The organism is Caulobacter sp. 05L422, from assembly GCF_056397765.1.
Genome location: NZ_JBFTOB010000011.1, coordinates 111,180 through 126,290 on the forward strand (window position 1 = coordinate 111,180; position 15,111 = coordinate 126,290).

At 67.0% G+C, this 15,111-nt stretch carries 13 protein-coding genes and 1 pseudogene; 11 read left to right on the forward strand and 3 right to left on the reverse strand.

All coding sequences use genetic code 11. The annotated features are described in order from the left end of the window. Nucleotides 1–2: 2 nt before the first annotated feature. From AC1DMQ_RS12260 to AC1DMQ_RS12300, 9 genes and pseudogenes are all read left to right on the forward strand, one after another. The gene (locus tag AC1DMQ_RS12260; protein ID WP_477033841.1) at nucleotides 3–1,298 is read left to right on the forward strand and encodes a class I SAM-dependent methyltransferase; all 1,296 of its coding nucleotides are present in this window, start codon (nucleotides 3–5) and stop codon (nucleotides 1,296–1,298) included. A 139-nt stretch (nucleotides 1,299–1,437) separates the two neighbouring features. After that, nucleotides 1,438–4,824: a glycosyltransferase family 4 protein gene (locus AC1DMQ_RS12265; protein WP_477033842.1), complete on the forward strand. Its 3,387-nt coding sequence runs from the start codon at nucleotides 1,438–1,440 to the stop codon at nucleotides 4,822–4,824. Beyond that, on the forward strand, nucleotides 4,824–5,498 hold the full coding sequence (locus AC1DMQ_RS12270; RefSeq protein ID WP_477033843.1) for a hypothetical protein: 675 nt from the start codon (nucleotides 4,824–4,826) through the stop codon (nucleotides 5,496–5,498). Before AC1DMQ_RS12265 ends, AC1DMQ_RS12270 begins: the two co-directional genes overlap by 1 nt. 109 nt (nucleotides 5,499–5,607) lie before the next feature. Beyond that, nucleotides 5,608–6,399 (forward strand): ABC transporter permease, encoded by a 792-nt coding sequence (locus AC1DMQ_RS12275; protein ID WP_477033844.1) that lies wholly within the window; start codon nucleotides 5,608–5,610, stop codon nucleotides 6,397–6,399. A 7-nt stretch (nucleotides 6,400–6,406) separates the two neighbouring features. Continuing rightward, nucleotides 6,407–7,147 carry an ABC transporter ATP-binding protein gene (locus AC1DMQ_RS12280; protein ID WP_477033845.1) on the forward strand — a complete coding sequence of 247 codons (741 nt, stop codon included), beginning with the start codon at nucleotides 6,407–6,409 and terminating at the stop codon, nucleotides 7,145–7,147. A gap of 82 nt (nucleotides 7,148–7,229) precedes the next feature. Beyond that, nucleotides 7,230–8,264, forward strand: coding sequence for a GDP-mannose 4,6-dehydratase (gene gmd / locus AC1DMQ_RS12285; protein ID WP_477033846.1), 1,035 nt, complete (start codon nucleotides 7,230–7,232; stop codon nucleotides 8,262–8,264). Beyond that, nucleotides 8,248–9,141 carry an NAD-dependent epimerase/dehydratase family protein gene (locus AC1DMQ_RS12290; protein ID WP_477033847.1) on the forward strand — a complete coding sequence of 298 codons (894 nt, stop codon included), beginning with the start codon at nucleotides 8,248–8,250 and terminating at the stop codon, nucleotides 9,139–9,141. Before gmd ends, AC1DMQ_RS12290 begins: the two co-directional genes overlap by 17 nt. A 37-nt stretch (nucleotides 9,142–9,178) precedes the next feature. Then, nucleotides 9,179–10,381, forward strand: coding sequence for a threonine ammonia-lyase (locus tag AC1DMQ_RS12295; RefSeq protein WP_477033848.1), 1,203 nt, complete (start codon nucleotides 9,179–9,181; stop codon nucleotides 10,379–10,381). A gap of 15 nt (nucleotides 10,382–10,396) precedes the next feature. Then, a pseudogene (locus AC1DMQ_RS12300) lies at nucleotides 10,397–10,549 on the forward strand (hypothetical protein); the annotation flags it as partial. Between the two features lie 11 nt (nucleotides 10,550–10,560). Here AC1DMQ_RS12300 and AC1DMQ_RS12305 read toward each other — a convergent pair. Further along, the gene (locus AC1DMQ_RS12305; RefSeq protein WP_477033849.1) at nucleotides 10,561–11,427 is read right to left on the reverse strand and encodes a UTP--glucose-1-phosphate uridylyltransferase; all 867 of its coding nucleotides are present in this window, start codon (nucleotides 11,425–11,427) and stop codon (nucleotides 10,561–10,563) included. A 183-nt stretch (nucleotides 11,428–11,610) separates the two neighbouring features. On the opposite strand from AC1DMQ_RS12305, the gene AC1DMQ_RS12310 reads away from it, so the two are divergent. Further along, the gene (locus tag AC1DMQ_RS12310) at nucleotides 11,611–12,129 is read left to right on the forward strand and encodes an FKBP-type peptidyl-prolyl cis-trans isomerase (protein ID WP_477033850.1); all 519 of its coding nucleotides are present in this window, start codon (nucleotides 11,611–11,613) and stop codon (nucleotides 12,127–12,129) included. On the opposite strand, the gene AC1DMQ_RS12315 is transcribed toward AC1DMQ_RS12310, so the two are convergent. Then, entirely contained in the window at nucleotides 12,126–12,758 is a 633-nt protein-coding gene (locus tag AC1DMQ_RS12315; protein ID WP_477033851.1) for a glutathione S-transferase N-terminal domain-containing protein, read from the reverse strand. The two genes, AC1DMQ_RS12310 and AC1DMQ_RS12315, sit on opposite strands and share 4 nt — an antisense overlap. Nucleotides 12,759–12,856: 98 nt before the next feature. Between AC1DMQ_RS12315 and argE the strand changes: the two genes are divergently transcribed. After that, nucleotides 12,857–14,050 (forward strand): acetylornithine deacetylase, encoded by a 1,194-nt coding sequence (gene argE / locus AC1DMQ_RS12320; RefSeq protein WP_477033852.1) that lies wholly within the window; start codon nucleotides 12,857–12,859, stop codon nucleotides 14,048–14,050. 4 nt (nucleotides 14,051–14,054) lie between these two features. On the opposite strand, the gene AC1DMQ_RS12325 is transcribed toward argE, so the two are convergent. After that, a complete protein-coding gene (locus AC1DMQ_RS12325; RefSeq protein ID WP_477033853.1) occupies nucleotides 14,055–15,056 on the reverse strand; it encodes a glycosyltransferase family 2 protein in 1,002 nt (333 codons plus the stop codon). Nucleotides 15,057–15,111: the final 55 nt, after the last annotated feature.

Here is a 15,111-nt window from a genome sequence, read left to right on the forward strand (position 1 = left end):
AAATGACTCAAATTCACACGAGCTGCAGGATCTGCGGCAACACGAACCTGCTCCCCGTGATCGATCTGGGAAATCAGGCGCTTAGCGGGATCTTCCCGCACCCTGAATCGCCGGATCCCATGAAGTCGCCGCTGGAGCTGCTGGTGTGCTCGGGCGACGACGTCTGCGGTCTGGTCCAGCTGCGCCACAGCGCCGACGTCAGCCAGATGTACGGCACCACCTACGGCTATCGCTCGTCCACCAGCCCGGCCATGCTCGAGCACCTGAAGAAGAAGGTCGACGAGAACCTAGCGATCGCCAAGCCGAAGCCGGGCGAAATCGTCCTGGACATCGGCTGCAACGACGGCACCTCGCTGAACTACTATGGCGGCCATGGCCTGGTTCGGATCGGCAACGACCCGTCGAGCGAGAAGTTCAAGGACAGCTTCGATCCGGACATCCGCGTCGTCTACGACTTCTTCTCGGCCGACAACGTCCGCAAGCTGATCGGCGACAAGAAGTGCAAGATCGTCTCGTCGATCGCGATGCTCTACGACATCGATGATCCGCAGACCTTCTTCAACCAGATCGCCGAAGTCCTGGCCGCCGACGGCATCTGGCGCTTCGAGCTGTCGTGGCTGCCGCTGTTCCTGACCAACCTGACCTACGATCAGGCCTGCCACGAACACGTGACCTATCTGGCCATGACCCAGATCGACTTCATGCTGAAGCGCGCCGGCATGCGCGCCATCGACGTCTACTTCAACGAGATGAACGGCGGCAGCTTCGACGTGGTGGCCTGCCACCAGGACGCCGAATACGTCTCCAACCAGGCCCACATCGACAGCATCCTGGCCTACGAAGCGCCGCTGAAGGGCTTTGGCCCCTACCAGCGCTTCCGCGACCGCGTCGAGTCGCACCGCGACGAAGTCCGCAACTTCCTCGACACCGCCAAGGCGATGGGCAAGACGGTCTACGGCTACGGCGCCTCGACCAAGGGCAACATCACCCTGCACTACTGCGGGATCACCAAGGACGACCTGCCGGCCATCTGCGACCGCCAGAAGGTCAAGGACGGCCTGGTCACCCCGGGCACGCGTATCCCGATCATCACCCAGGAAGCCATGCGCGAGGCCAAGCCGGACTATCTGTTCGTGCTGATCTGGCACTTCCGCAAGGAGATCCTGGACGACGAACAGGAGTTCCTGCAACGCGGCGGCAAGATCGTGCTGCCCCTGCCGCGCCTGCACATCATCGATAAGGACAACTGGCGTCGCTACTACGACGCGCCGTTCTCCGACATCGGCTTCGCCCTCTAGTCGTACGGAGCCGCTTCCCCCCGGGAGGCGGCTCCGGCCGCTTCGCCAGCCTGGCTTGGCGGAGCAGCCGCCAGGCCAACACGACGCTTCTCCCATCTAGCCGAGCCGGCATTCGGCCAATGCTCAGAGTGTCCGCCCAATGCGCATAGACCAATTCCATTCCGGCTCGGCCTACGGCGACGCCATCACAAATGGGATGCTCTATCTCCAGAAGCTGCTGAGAAGCGCTGGCATCGACGGCGACGTCTACGCCGAACACATCGACCCCAAGATCGCGGGCAAGATCAAACCGCTCAGCCAGCTGCGCCCCGACAAGAGCGCGACGCTGATCTACCACCACTCGCTGGGCCACGACCGCCTCGACGACGTGCTGGCCCTGCCGCAGCGCAAGGCGCTGATCTATCACAACATCACGCCGCCCGAATTCTTCGCCAACGTCCCCTTCATGGCGGCCTACGCCAAGAAGGGCCTCGATCAGCTCGAAGCCGTCTGCAAGGCCTGCGACGTGCTGCTGGCCGACTCCAGCTTCAACGGCGAGGGCCTCAAGCCGTTCACCGGCAAGCCCGTGGCCGTCGTGCCGGTGCTGGTCGACCTGGCGTCGCGCGCCCAGCAGGAAGTCACCTTCGACCGGCTGGACGAGCTTCAATCGGTCCGCAACATCCTGACCGTGGGCCGCATCGCCCCCAACAAGGGCCACCTGGAACTGGTGCAGGCCGCCAAGGCCCTGCGCGACCGCCAGGTCCCGGGCCTGAACTTCAAGTGGCGCGTCGTGGGCAGCTACGGCGAAAGCGACCCCTATTACGCCGCCGTGCGCCGCGCCATCGCCGACGCGGACCTGGAAGACATCATCGACATCGTCGGCCATGTCAGCGACTCGGACCTGGCCGGCTACTATCGCACCGCCGACGTCCTGGCCGTGCTCAGCAACCACGAAGGCTTCTGCGTTCCGATCGTCGAGGCGTTCATCAACGACCTTCCGGTGGTCGCGCGCGACGTCGGCGCCATTTCCGAGACCCTGAACGGCGGCGGCGTGCTGCTGTCGCCCCAGGCGGGCGCCGACGACGTGGCCGACGCCCTGGCGCCGCTGCTGACCGGCCGCGAAGGCCGTCGCAACGTCATCGCCAGCCAGCGCACGGCGCGCCTGCGCTACGACACGCCGAAGATCTACGACGCCCTGCGCGACGCCCTGGCGCCGATCGCCGCCATCCCCGCCGGCGATCTGGAGACCGCCTTCGAGGGCGAGCGTCCGATGACCGTCCGCGGTCCGTTCTTCGGCAGCTACTCGCTGTCGATCGTCAACCGCAACCTGGCCGACGGCCTCGAGGCCAATTTCGGCACGGCCACCGAACGGCAGCTCACCGAGGGCGGCGGCGACTTCCAGCCGACCCCGGACGACACCAAGACCATGCCGGCCCTGGCGGCCGCGGTCGAAAAGCCGGTGAAGATCCAGTCGCGACGCTGGGTGATCGACAACATGTGGCCGCCGCGTCCGATCGACGCCCGCGGCCTCTACCAGGCGTCCTATTTCTTCTGGGAAGAGTCGCTGGTTCCCGACTGGATCATCCAGCGTTTCAACACCCATCTCGACGCGGTGTTCTGCCCCAGCCACTTCGTGGCCAAGGCCTTGCGCGACAGCGGCTACGCGGGCCCGACGCCCGTGGTCGGCTGCGCGATCGACACGGCCCTGCGCGCCAAGATCGAAGCGGGCGAAGTCGGCAAGAAGCCGGCTTTCGGCGACTACATCCCCAAGGACGCCAAGCTGCTGCTGCACGTCTCGTCGGCCTTCCCCCGCAAGGGGATCGACACCCTGCTGGCCGCCTATCGTCGGGAATTCACGATCACCGACGACATCGTCCTCTACATCAAGACCTTCCGGAACCCGCACAACGAGATCGACCGGCTATGGGCCGAGAACGGTTTCAATCTGCCCGACGCCCCGCAGCTGATCGTCGACCACGACGAGCGCGATCTCGACGAGATGCTCTGGCTGCAGCGGCGAGCCGACGCCATCGTGACCTTCAGCCGCGGCGAGGGCTACGGCTTCCCCGTGGGCGAGGCGATCGGCCTGAACAAGACGGTCATCTTCCCGCGACACTCGGCTCTGGCGGATTTCCCGCAGACCGAGCGTGAGATCAACGTCCCCTGGACCTACGAGCAGGCCCGCAGCCACCTCAACCAGTCCGGCTCGGTGTGGTCGACGGTCGCCGAGGCCGACGCGCGCCGGGCGCTCAAGGAGGCGGTCGCCGCCGCCGGCAAGCCGGCCCGCGGCAAGACCGCCGCGACGCACGGCCTGGCCAAGCTGCCGAGCTGGGGTGACGTCGGCCGGGAGATCGCCCAGGCCGCCAAGGCCGTCGAGGCCAAGCCCGCCCCGTCGATCCGGCACAACGTCGCCTGGATGTCCACCTACGGTTCGCGGTGCGGCATCAGCGACTACTCGATCTCGTATCTCGACGAGGCGCCCAACAACGCCGTCGATCCGCTGGTGCTGACCAACAAGGACAAGCGGGAGACGCGCGACCTGCACGCGCCCTTCCGCATCACCTGGAGCGATCACCTCGACGGCGACATGACGCCGACGTTCACCGAGGTGATGAACTCGGGCTGCAAGTCGGTCGTCATCCAGTTCAACCACGGCTTCTTCAGCATGCAGCCGCTGGAGCGGCTGGTGAAGGCGTTCCACGCCCAGCAGATCGCCACGGTGATCGAGCTTCACGCCATCGAGGTGCGGGGCGAGGAGTCGCCCGCCGCGCGTCTGAAGAGCGCCCCCGACCTCTGGAAATGCATCGACCGGGTTCTGGTGCACAACCCGGCCGACCTCAACCTGATGCGCGAGTTCGTCGACGCCGAGAAGCTGTCGCTGCTGCCGGTGCTGTCGTTCGACTCGTTCCCGCGCGACCTGGAAGGCGTGCGCTCGGCCCTGGCCCTGGAGGATCACCGGCCGATCCTCGCCACCTACGGCTTCTTCCTGCCCAACAAGGGCCTGGACGCCGCCATCGACGTGCTGAAGCTGGTGCGCGAGCGCTATCGCAACGCGTTGCTGCTGATGATCAACGCCGAGTATCCCAACCCCGTCTCCCGCCAGGAAATCGAGCGGATCGAGAGCATCATCCTCGATCGGGGCGTCGAGCCGAACGTGATCATGGTCACCGACTATCTCTCGCACGAGGAGTCGGTGCTGCTGCTGCAGGCCGCGGACGTGATCATGCTGCCCAATCGTCCGACCCGGGAATCGGCCAGCTCCTCGATCCGTCGCGCCCTCAGCGCCGCCCGGCCGATCCTGGCGTCCCGCGAGGCGATCTTCGACGAGTTCAAGCAGGTGGTGGCGATGGAGGACATCGGCGATGTCGCCGCGTTCGCCGAGACAGCGATGTCGATCTACGAGCACCCCCGTGAACAGGCCCGCCTGCTCAATCAGCAGCAGGCCTGGGTCGCCGCCAACCATCCCGCGATCCTGGCGCGGCGCCTCTACGGCATGGTCGCCGGCCTGGTGGCGGAGCGAGCCGGAGCCCGAAAGGGAAGCGAGTGATGCCGAGTCCTAAGAAAACCTTGGGCGCGCTTGGCAAGACCTCCATCCCCCCGAAGAGCGGCGAGGGCGTCGATCCGCGCCTGCTCGCGCACGCCACCTACACCGCGTCGGAACGCACGCCGGAGGCGGAGCTGGCCCTGCGGTCCGACATGCTGGCCTGGCGTCGTCGCCGACTGATGAACCGCCTGCAGCGCCTCGCCGCGGACGACGCCGCCGAAACCCTGGCCTCGCCGCCGCTGGCGACCCCCGCGACCCTCGACCGCGACGTCGCGGTCTATCGCGAACAGGTCGCCGTCCGGTCCCGCGCGCTCGTGCACGCCGCGCGCCTGACCCTGGCCGTGGAGGGCAAACAGCCTCTTCCGAGCCTGTCGCAGGGAACCGAGGGCCATGGCCTGCGCGCCCCTTCGGCCCATGCCCTGGCGGCCCTCGAGGCGATGAGGGCCAACACCGAGATCCTGCGCGTCCGCGGCCTGCCGCGCGACAAGGCGCCCGATTGGATCCGCAACACCTGGTGGGGCGGCCCCATCATGCGCTTTGGTCCGTTGGAGCGTTTGATCGTCAAACTCTACAATCTCGCCTCGTACGACGCCCGCGCCGTGGCCGCTCAGACCGCGTCCCAGTGCGAGCTCATGCTGTCCGTCCTTGACGAAATTCTGCCTCAGCGGCGCCGATGATGTACTTTTCGCTTGCGAAGCGGCGCTGTTCTCTCCCTTTCCCGCGGATCTCGATCGTTCTCCCCAACCGGTCCGAGACGCCGCGTCCATCACGCATAATGGTGATCTAATGTTCAAAATTCTGTCTGCGGGTCTCGCAGACCTTCGGGACGGGGTTAAGCTCGCGCCGCTCTGGGCGGCGCTCGGCTGGCGTCAAACCCTCGCTCGATTCCACCGTACCGTCCTGGGCCCGTTCTGGATGTCCTCGGGCGTCCTGGCGCTGGCCTTCGCGCTCAGCTTCGTGTTCGGCGGCCTGCTCGGCATTCCGTGGCGCGAGAACCTCCCCTTCGTCATCACCGGGATCATCGCCTGGGCGATGATCGGCGGCGCCATCGCCGAAGGCGCGACCGCGTTCCTGATGGGCGCGGGCCTGATGCAGGTCCAGAAGCTGCCGCTGTCCTTCCAGATCTTCATCCACATGTACCGGATGGTGATCAACTTCCTGGCTCAGCTGATCACCGCCTGGATCCTGCTCATCTGCGTGGGCCTGTTCAAGTTCCCCCACTGGACGATCCTGCCCGGCCTGCTGCTGGTCTACGGCAACACCTTCATGATCAGCCTGATCGTGGCGATCCCCTCCACCCGCTTCCGCGACCTGGGCCACATGATCGGCCTGGGCGCCCAGGTGGCCTTCTTCCTCAGCCCCGTCTTCTGGCACAGCGACCAGATGAAGGGGCCCCGTCGCGTGCTGCTGGACTACAATCCGCTGGCGCACCAGATCGAGCTGATCCGTCAGCCCCTGCTGGGCCACGTCGCCGCGGGGCAGGACTGGCTCTGGGGCCTGGCGACGCTCGGCGTCAGCACCGTCGTGGGCGTCATCATGCTGAGCCTGTACCGCAAGCGCGTAATCTTCTGGCTGTGAGACAAAGATGAGCAACGCCATCCACGTCGAGAACGTCACTCTCGACTATCCGATCTACACGGTCACCGCCCAGTCCCTCCGCTCCACCGTGTTCAACGCGGCGGTCGGCGGTCGCATGTACCAGAAGAGCGCCTCGCCCGTGGTCCGCGCGCTGTCCGGCGTCAGCTTCTCGATCACCGAAGGCGATCGCCTGGCGCTGCTGGGCCACAACGGCTCGGGCAAGACCACGCTGCTGAAGGTCATCGCCGGCATCTACGAGCCGACGGTCGGCCGCGTGACCGTGCGCGGTTCGCTGACCTCGACCATCGCCGCCGGCGCCGGGCTCGACATGGAGCTGACCGGCCTGGAGAACATCCGCAACCTCGCGACGACCCGCCTGGTGCCGCGCAAGCTGATCGAGGACAAGATGGACTCGATCATCGAGTTCTCGGGCCTGGCCCAGTTCATCAAGCTTCCGGTCCGCACCTATTCGGCCGGCATGGTGGCGCGCCTGATGTTCGCCGTGACCACCGCGTTCGATCCGGACGTCCTGATCCTCGACGAATGGCTCGGCGCCGGCGACGCGGACTTCGTACACAAGGCCGAAGATCGCATGAAGGACTTCGTCAATCGCGCCAGCATCCTGGTCCTGGCGACGCACAGCGTGGACCTCGTGAAACATGTCTGCAATAAAGTCTGCGTCATGGAAGGCGGCAGGATCAAATTCTTTGGGGCAACTGAGGATTGGTTCTCGGGCGCATACGCCTGAGACCACCATTTTGATCGTTCCGCCAATTGCCTAAGCAGAGAAATAGAAAATTCGGCCCTCTGAGGTCGTTACGAGAGGGAATATGAAGACTGCGATCGTCACCGGCATTACCGGACAAGATGGTGCTTACTTGGCCCAAATCCTTCTTCAGCAAGGATACAAGGTTTATGGCACGTTCCGTCGGACGAGTTCGAGCAACTTCTGGCGGATCAACGAACTAGGTCTTCAGGGCGCCGACAACTTCGAGCTGGTCGAGTACGACCTGCTCGATCTCGGCTCGGCCATCCGGCTGCTGGAAACCACCCGCCCGACGCACGTCTTCAACCTGGCCGCCCAAAGCTTCGTGGGCGTCTCGTTCGACCAGCCGATGGCGACGGCCCAGGCCACGGGCCTGGGCCCGCTGAACCTGCTGGAAGCGATCCGGATCGTCGACAAGTCGATCCGCTTCTACCAGGCGTCCAGCTCCGAGATCTACGGCAAGGTCCAGGCCGTGCCGCAGAACGAGGACACCCCGTTCTACCCCCGCAGTCCCTATGCGGTGGCCAAGCTCTACGCGCACTGGATGACGGTCAACTACCGGGAATCCTACGACCTGTTCGCGTCCAGCGGCATTCTCTTCAATCACGAATCCCCCCTGCGCGGGCAGGAGTTCGTGACCCGCAAGATCACCAACACGGTGGCTCGCATCAAGCTCGGCTCCGACGAGGCGCTCGAACTGGGCAACCTGGACGCCCAGCGCGACTGGGGCTTCGCCGCCGAATATGTCGACGGCATGCGGCTGATGCTCGAGCACCACACGCCCGACACCTTCGTGCTGGCCACCAACCAGACCCACACGGTGCGCAAGTTCGTCGACCTCTCGTTCGGCGCCGCCGATATCGAGCTGGCCTGGTCGGGCTCGGGCGTCGAGGAGAAGGCCGTCTGCACCAAGACCGGCAAGGTCCTGGTCCGCATCAATCCCAAGTTCTTCCGCCCCGCCGAGGTCGAGCTGCTGCTCGGCGACTACGACAAGGCCAAGCGCGAACTCGGCTGGGAGCCCAAGACCTCGGTCGAAGAACTCAGCCGCATGATGGTCGAAGCGGACCTCAAGAGAAACGCCGTTGGCGCCTCGTTCTGAGATCGTCCTGATCACCGGGTCGACCGGCCTCACCGGCCGGCGACTCGGCCAGGCGCTCTCCGATCAGGGCAGGACGGTCGTCGGCATGGCCCGGCGGCCTTCCGGACCCAATGAGGTGGCCGGCGACCTGTCCGATCCGGAGTCGCTGACAGCCGCCCTGGACCAGGTGCGTCCCGACGTGGTGGTCCATCTGGCCGGCGTGACCTTCCCCGCCCACCCGTCGCTGTCCGAGATCTATCAGGTCAATGTCGGCGGCGGCGCCAATCTGATCGACGCGCTCAAGAGGACCAAGGCCCAGCCCTCCCAGATCCTGGTGGCCAGCAGCGCGACGGTCTACGCCCCGTCCGACGAGCCCCTGGCCGAGGACGCCCGTCTCTCGCCGCTGAACCACTACGCCGCCAGCAAGCTGGCCATGGAGCACATGTTCGGCCTGGAGCCGTCCCTGCCGGTCCAGGTCCTGAGGCCGTTCAACTATACCGGCCCCGGCCAGGCTCCGAACTTCCTCGTGCCCAAGATCGTCAAGCACTTCGCCGAAGACCGCGACACGATCGAGCTGGGCAACATCGATCTCTATCGCGACATCTCCGCGCTCGACGACGTGGTCGAATCCTATGTCCGCCTGATCGACCAGGCCCAGCCGGGGCCCGTCCTGAACCTCTGCTCGGGGGTCGGGACCAAGCTGCGCGACGTGGTCGAGATCCTGCAGGAGATCGCCGGTCGATCCATCGAGATCGTCAGCAATCCCGCCTTCTTCCGCGAGGGCGAACCTCAGCGCATCGTCGGCGATCGCGCGCGGCTGGACGCCCGTATCGGCGCCTGGTCTCGAAAGCCGCTAGCAGCCCTGCTTCGAGAAATGTACGAAGCGATGCGGGCTTGACGTCTCGTCGCCTCAACGCAGAAGCAGCATTGCCTTTATGACCCTCGACATCACCGCCATCCGCGCCGCCGCCGCCCGCCTCGCCGGCCAGATCGAGCGCACGCCCTGCCGCTATTCCAAGACGCTGTCCAAGATCACGGGCGCGGAAGTCTGGGTGAAGTTCGAGAACCTGCAGTTCACCGCCGCCTACAAGGAGCGCGGCGCGCTGAACAAGCTGATGCTGCTGTCCAACTCCGAAAAGGCCAAGGGCGTCATCGCCGCCAGCGCCGGCAACCACGCCCAGGGCCTGGCCTATCACGGCGCCCGCCTCGGGGTGCCGGTGACCATCGTCATGCCCAAGACCACCCCCTTCATCAAGGTGCAGCACACCCGCGACTTCGGGGCGACCGTGGTCATCGAGGGCGAGACCTATGACGACGCCAGCGCCCACGCCCGCAAGCTGCAGGCCGAGCAGGACCTGACCTTCGTCCACCCGTTCGACGACTACGACATCATGGCCGGCCAGGGCACGATCGCCCTGGAGATGCTGGAAGACGCGCCCGACCTGGAGATCATGCCCGTGCCGATCGGCGGCGGCGGCCTGATCAGCGGCGTGGCCACCGCCGCCAAGGCCATCAAGCCCGACATCCGCATCATCGGCTGCGAACCGGCGATGTATCCGTCCTTCACCGCCAAGATGCGCGGCGTCGCGGCCCATTGCGGCGGCCAGACCATAGCCGAGGGCGTGGCGGTCAAGCAGGTGGGCGAGCTGACCTACGGCGTCGCCCGGCCGCTGCTGGACGACGTGCTGCTGCTGGAGGAGCCGCACATCGAGCAGGCCGTGGCCCTGTACTGCAACGTCGAGAAGACCATCGCCGAGGGCGCGGGCGCCGCCTCCCTGGCGGCCCTGCTGGCCTATCCCGAGCGGTTCCGCGGCAAGAAGTGCGGCCTGATCCTGTGCGGCGGCAATATCGACACCCGCCTGCTGGCCTCGGTCCTGACCCGCGAGCTGGTGCGCGCCCAGCGCCTGGTGTCCCTGCGCATCGTCGGCGACGACCGTCCCGGCCTGCTGTCCACCGTCGCCAGCGTCATCGGCTCGATGGGCGCCAACATCATCGAGGTCAACCACAACCGCCTGGCCCTGGACGTGCCGGCCAAGGGCGCGGAGTTCGACATCACCATCGAGACCCGCGACGCCCAGCACACCCAGGACGTCATGGACGCCCTGCGCGAGAAGGGCTACCCGCCGCGCGCGGTCTGATCCTTCCTTCTCCCCTTGCGGGAGAAGGTGTCGGCGAAAGCCGACGGATGAGGGGTCTCGCAAAAGCAAAACGCCGCGACCGGCCCAACGGCTGTCGCGGCGTTTCTGTTCTTCAACCCCTCACCCGACCTCCTTCGGAGGCCACCCTCTCCCGCAAGGGGAGAGGGATTTGATGAAGCCTACAGCAGCCCCTTGATCATTTCCCGCGCGGCGTCGGCCAGGTCGGGGCGCTTCAGGGCCAGGGCCACGTTCGCCCGCAGCAGGCCGATCTTGTCGCCGCAGTCATAGGTCTCGCCCTCGTACTCAAGAGCGTGGAAGTCCTGGGTCTTCAGCAGCGACAGCATCGAGTCGGTCAGCTGGATCTCGCCGCCGGCGCCCTTGCCCTGCTGAGCCAGCAGGTCGAAGATTTCCGGCTGCAGGATGTAGCGGCCCGAGATGAACAGGTTCGAGGGCTCGGTGCCCTTCGGCGGCTTCTCGACCATGCCGGTCATGCGGTTCAAGCGGCCGTCCTGGCCGTCCAGCGCCACGATGCCGTACTGGTGGGCCATACCCTCGGGGGCTGGCTCGACCACCACGATGTTGCCGCCCTTCTGGTCGTAGGCCTCGATGGCCTGGGCCAGGGCCGGCTGGCTGGCCGACATCACCATGTCGGGCAGCATCACCGCGAACGGCTCGTCGCCGATGATGTCGCGGGCGCACCACACCGCGTGGCCCAGGCCCAGGGGGGCCATCTGGCGCACGAAGCTCATCTCGCCGGGCTTGGGCAGCTCGCCGAGCAGCTCTTCCAGCAGGGCGGTCTTGCCCTTGGCGGCCAGGGCGACCTCCAGCTCGACCTGGTGGTCGAAATAGTCCTCGATCGCGCCCTTGTTGCGGCCCGTCACGAAGACGAAGTGCTCGATGCCCGCCGCGCGGCCTTCCTCGACGATGTAGGACAGGATCGGCCTGTCCACGACGTTGAGCAGCTCCTTCGGGGTGGTCTTGGTGCCGGGCAGGACCCGGGTGCCGAAGCCCGCGACGGGAAGGACGGCTTTACGGACGGGTTTCATGAAGGCCTCGTGAGCGGTCACTGGGTGGGGACGGTTTCTAGGGCGCGCCGCGATCTCGCGCCACCACTGTTCTGTGACTATGCGTCTCAAACCTGGGCCAAACCGGGGAGCGCCCAAAATCGGCGCGCGGGCGAGCGCGAAATGGTCTAGCACGGACGAATGTTCGTCGGAGTCCGCCGTCCCATGATCCGCCCCCTAAGCTTCGCCCTCGCAGCCCTCGCCCTCGGCGCGACTCTGGCCCTGTCCGCCTGCGGTCCCAGCAAGAAGCAGCAGGAAAGCCTGGCCGTCGCCCAGGCCTTCATGGCCGAAAACGCCAAGCAGCCGGGCGTCGTCACCCTGGCCGACGGCCTGCAGTACAAGATCGTCCGTTCGGGTCCGGCGAGCGGCCCCAAGCCCAGCCCGACCGACGAGGTCAAGGTCAACTACGAGGGCAAGCTGGTCGACGGCACGGTGTTCGACAGCTCCTACGAGCGCGGCGTGCCTGCCTCGTTCCCGCTGCAGGGACTGGTGCCGGCCTGGCGCGAAGCCCTGGTCATGATGCGTCCGGGCGACGAATGGACGCTCTATGTGCCGCCGGAACTGGGCTACGGCGCCCAGGACAAGGGCCCGATCCCCGGCAACAGCGTGATGATCTTCCGCATCGAGCTGATCGACGTGATGACGACGAAGATCCAGGCGCCGAAACAGCGCCCGCCGGCTTAAATCTTCGGCACGGCCATGCCCCGGCGCACGGCCGCGCGCTCGCCGACCAGGTCCAGCCAGCGCCGCACCGACGGCAACGGCGGCCGGTCGGGCTGGATCTTCTCCAGCACCTCCAGCGAGGCCTTGGTCCAGGCGTAGCTGGCGATGTCGGCGATCGAATAGTCCGTCCCGGCCAGGTACTGGACCTTCTCCAGCCGCCCCTCCATCACCCCCAGCAGCCGCCGCACCTCGTCGGCGAAGCGGTCGATGGCCAGCTCGATCGGTTCCGGCGCGCGCAGGGCGAAATAGCCCAGCTGGCCGGCCATCGGCCCCAGGCCCCCGACCTGCCAGAAGGTCCATTCCAGCGCCGCCACCCGGTCCGGACCCGACGGGGCCAGCAGCTTGCCGGTCTTCTCGGCCAGATAGACCAGGATCGCCCCGCTCTCGAACACCGACTGCGGCCCATCTGGCGCGTCGTGGTCGACGATGGTGGGGATCTTGTTGTTAGGCGAGATGCTCAGGAAATCGGGCGCGAACTGCTGGTTCTGGCCGATGTCGACCGGATGGACCCGATACTCCAACCCCATCTCCTCCAGGGCGATCGGGATCTTGCGGCCGTTGGGCGTGGTCCAGGTGTAGAGGTCGATCATCGCTCGTCTCCGCTTGGCATGCAGGCATTGAACGCGAAGCCGGCCGTTAAGGCTCAGCCCCGGTAGGCGCGCGCCGGGAGCCGCGCTAGGGTCGCGCCATGGTTCCCTCCACCGAAATCTCGTCGTCTGAAGTCCTCGCCGCCCGCGCCGTCGACATCCTCTCCACCCTGGTGGCCTTCGACACCACTTCGCGGCTGTCCAACCTGGCCCTGATCGAGTGGGTCGAGGCCTATCTGGCCGACCTCGGCGTCGCCTCGCGGCGGGTGCCCAATCACGACGGGACCAAGAGCAACCTGCTGGCCAGCATCGGCCCGGCCATCCCCGGCGGCGTCGTGCTGTCGGGCCACACCGACGTGGTGCCGGTCGACGGCCAGCCATGGACCAGCGACCCGTTCGTCCTGACCCCGCGCGACGGCCGCCTCTACGGTCGCGGAACCTGCGACATGAAGGGCTTCCTGGCCTTGGCCCTGGCGGCCACGCCGGACCTGGCCAAGGCGAGCCTCGAGCGCCCCGTCCACCTGGCCTTCTCCTATGACGAGGAGATCGGCTGCCTGGGCGCGCCGGACATGATCGCGGTGATCGCCAACGAGCTGCCCCGCCCCGCCCTGGTGGTGGTCGGCGAGCCCACCGACATGGTCGCCGTGCGCGGCCACAAGGGCATCGCCAGCTTCCGCGTCACGGTCACCGGCCGCGAAGCCCATTCCAGCCTGACCCACCTGGGCGTCTCGGCCAATATGGTCGCCATCAAGCTGATGAACCATCTGGTCGAGCTGTCCGAGCGGCTGGAGCGCGAGGCCGACCCCGCCTCGCTGTTCACTCCCAAGGGCGCGACCCTGACCGTCGGCCAGGTCAACGGCGGCACGGCGGTCAACATCCTGGCCCGGGAGTGCGTGTTCATCTTCGACCTGCGCGTCCCGGCCGGCCTCGATCCGAAAGCGATCCTGACCGACTTCTTCGCCTTGGCCGAAAAACTCGACGCAGAGGTCAAGGCAAAGGCCCCCGAAGGGGGCGTGGTGGTCGAGACGCGGTCGATGACCCCGGCCTTCGCGCCCGAGGTCGACGGCGCGGCCGAGACCTTCGCCCGCCGCATCGCCGGCGACAACGGCCCGCCGCGCGTGGTGCCCTACGCCGCCGAGGCCGGCCAGTTCCAGGGCGCGGGCTTCTCGACGGTGATCTGCGGTCCCGGCTCGATCGACCAGGCCCACCAGCCCGACGAATATGTCGAGATCAGCCAGATGGAGCGCGGCGCGGCCTTCATGCGCCGGCTGATCGAGGATCTTTCCCAGGCCTGAGGGGCTAGGGTCGATAACGCCGGATGACGATCCGCCGGCCGAAGAAGGCCACCGGATCGATGGCCATGACCCGCAGGATGTCCCAGGAGCCGGCCTTGCGCGCCGCCTGCACCTCGCGCCGCGAGGCCAGGATCGGATCCAGGGCCTCGCGCTGGAAGGCGGCCCGGATGCCGCGCACCACCGGCCCGGCGTCGCCCCGCCGCCAGTGCAGCAGCAGCAGGCCGGCGGTCACCGCCACGTGCAGCGGCGCGGTCAGCCACAACAGCAAAGGCGGGGTGTTCTTGAGGAAGGTCCAGACCCGGTTGCGCGAGCCGTGGAAGATCGAGAACTCCGACCGCACCCCGGTGCTGGCGGAGCCCACGTGCTCGACCACCGCGCTCGGCAGCAGCAGGGTCGGCTCGCCCGCCAGCCGCAGGCGATAGCCCAGGTCGACGTCCTCGCAATAGCAGAAGAACCGCTCGTCGAAGCCGCCCAGGCCCAGGAACAGTTCGCGGTCGATCAGGGTCGCCGCCCCGCAGGCCGAGAACACCTCGCCCTCAAGCAGATCGGCCGGCCGACGCCGGCGATAGCCGCCCCGGAACGGGATGCCGGCGGACGTCATCACGTCGCCCGCCCCGTCCATCAGGCCCGGCTCGTCGGCCGCCATCTGCAGCGAGGTGAAGCAGCGGACCTCGGGGTGGCGCGCGGTCCCGGCGACCAGCGCCTCCAGCCAGTCGGGACGGGCGTAGGCGTCGGGGTTGAGCAGCACCAGCCAGCGCCCCCGGGCCTGGGCGGCCGCCAGGTTGTTGCCGGCCGCGAAGCCGAGATTGGCCCCCGGTTGCAGGAAGCGCAGGGTCGGGTCGGCCGCCACGGCGGCCTGCGGCGCGCCGTCGGTCGAGGCGTTGTCGACCAGCAGGATCTCGAAGTCGGTGAAGGTCTGGGCCTTCAGCGCCTCCAGGCAGCGCGCAAGCGTCCGACCGCTCTGGTAGGAGACGATGATCACGCTGACGAGCGGCGGAGAGCCCATGGACACGACTGTTCTATTGAAGGGAAGCGGGGGAACTGGCTAACACAGCCTGACC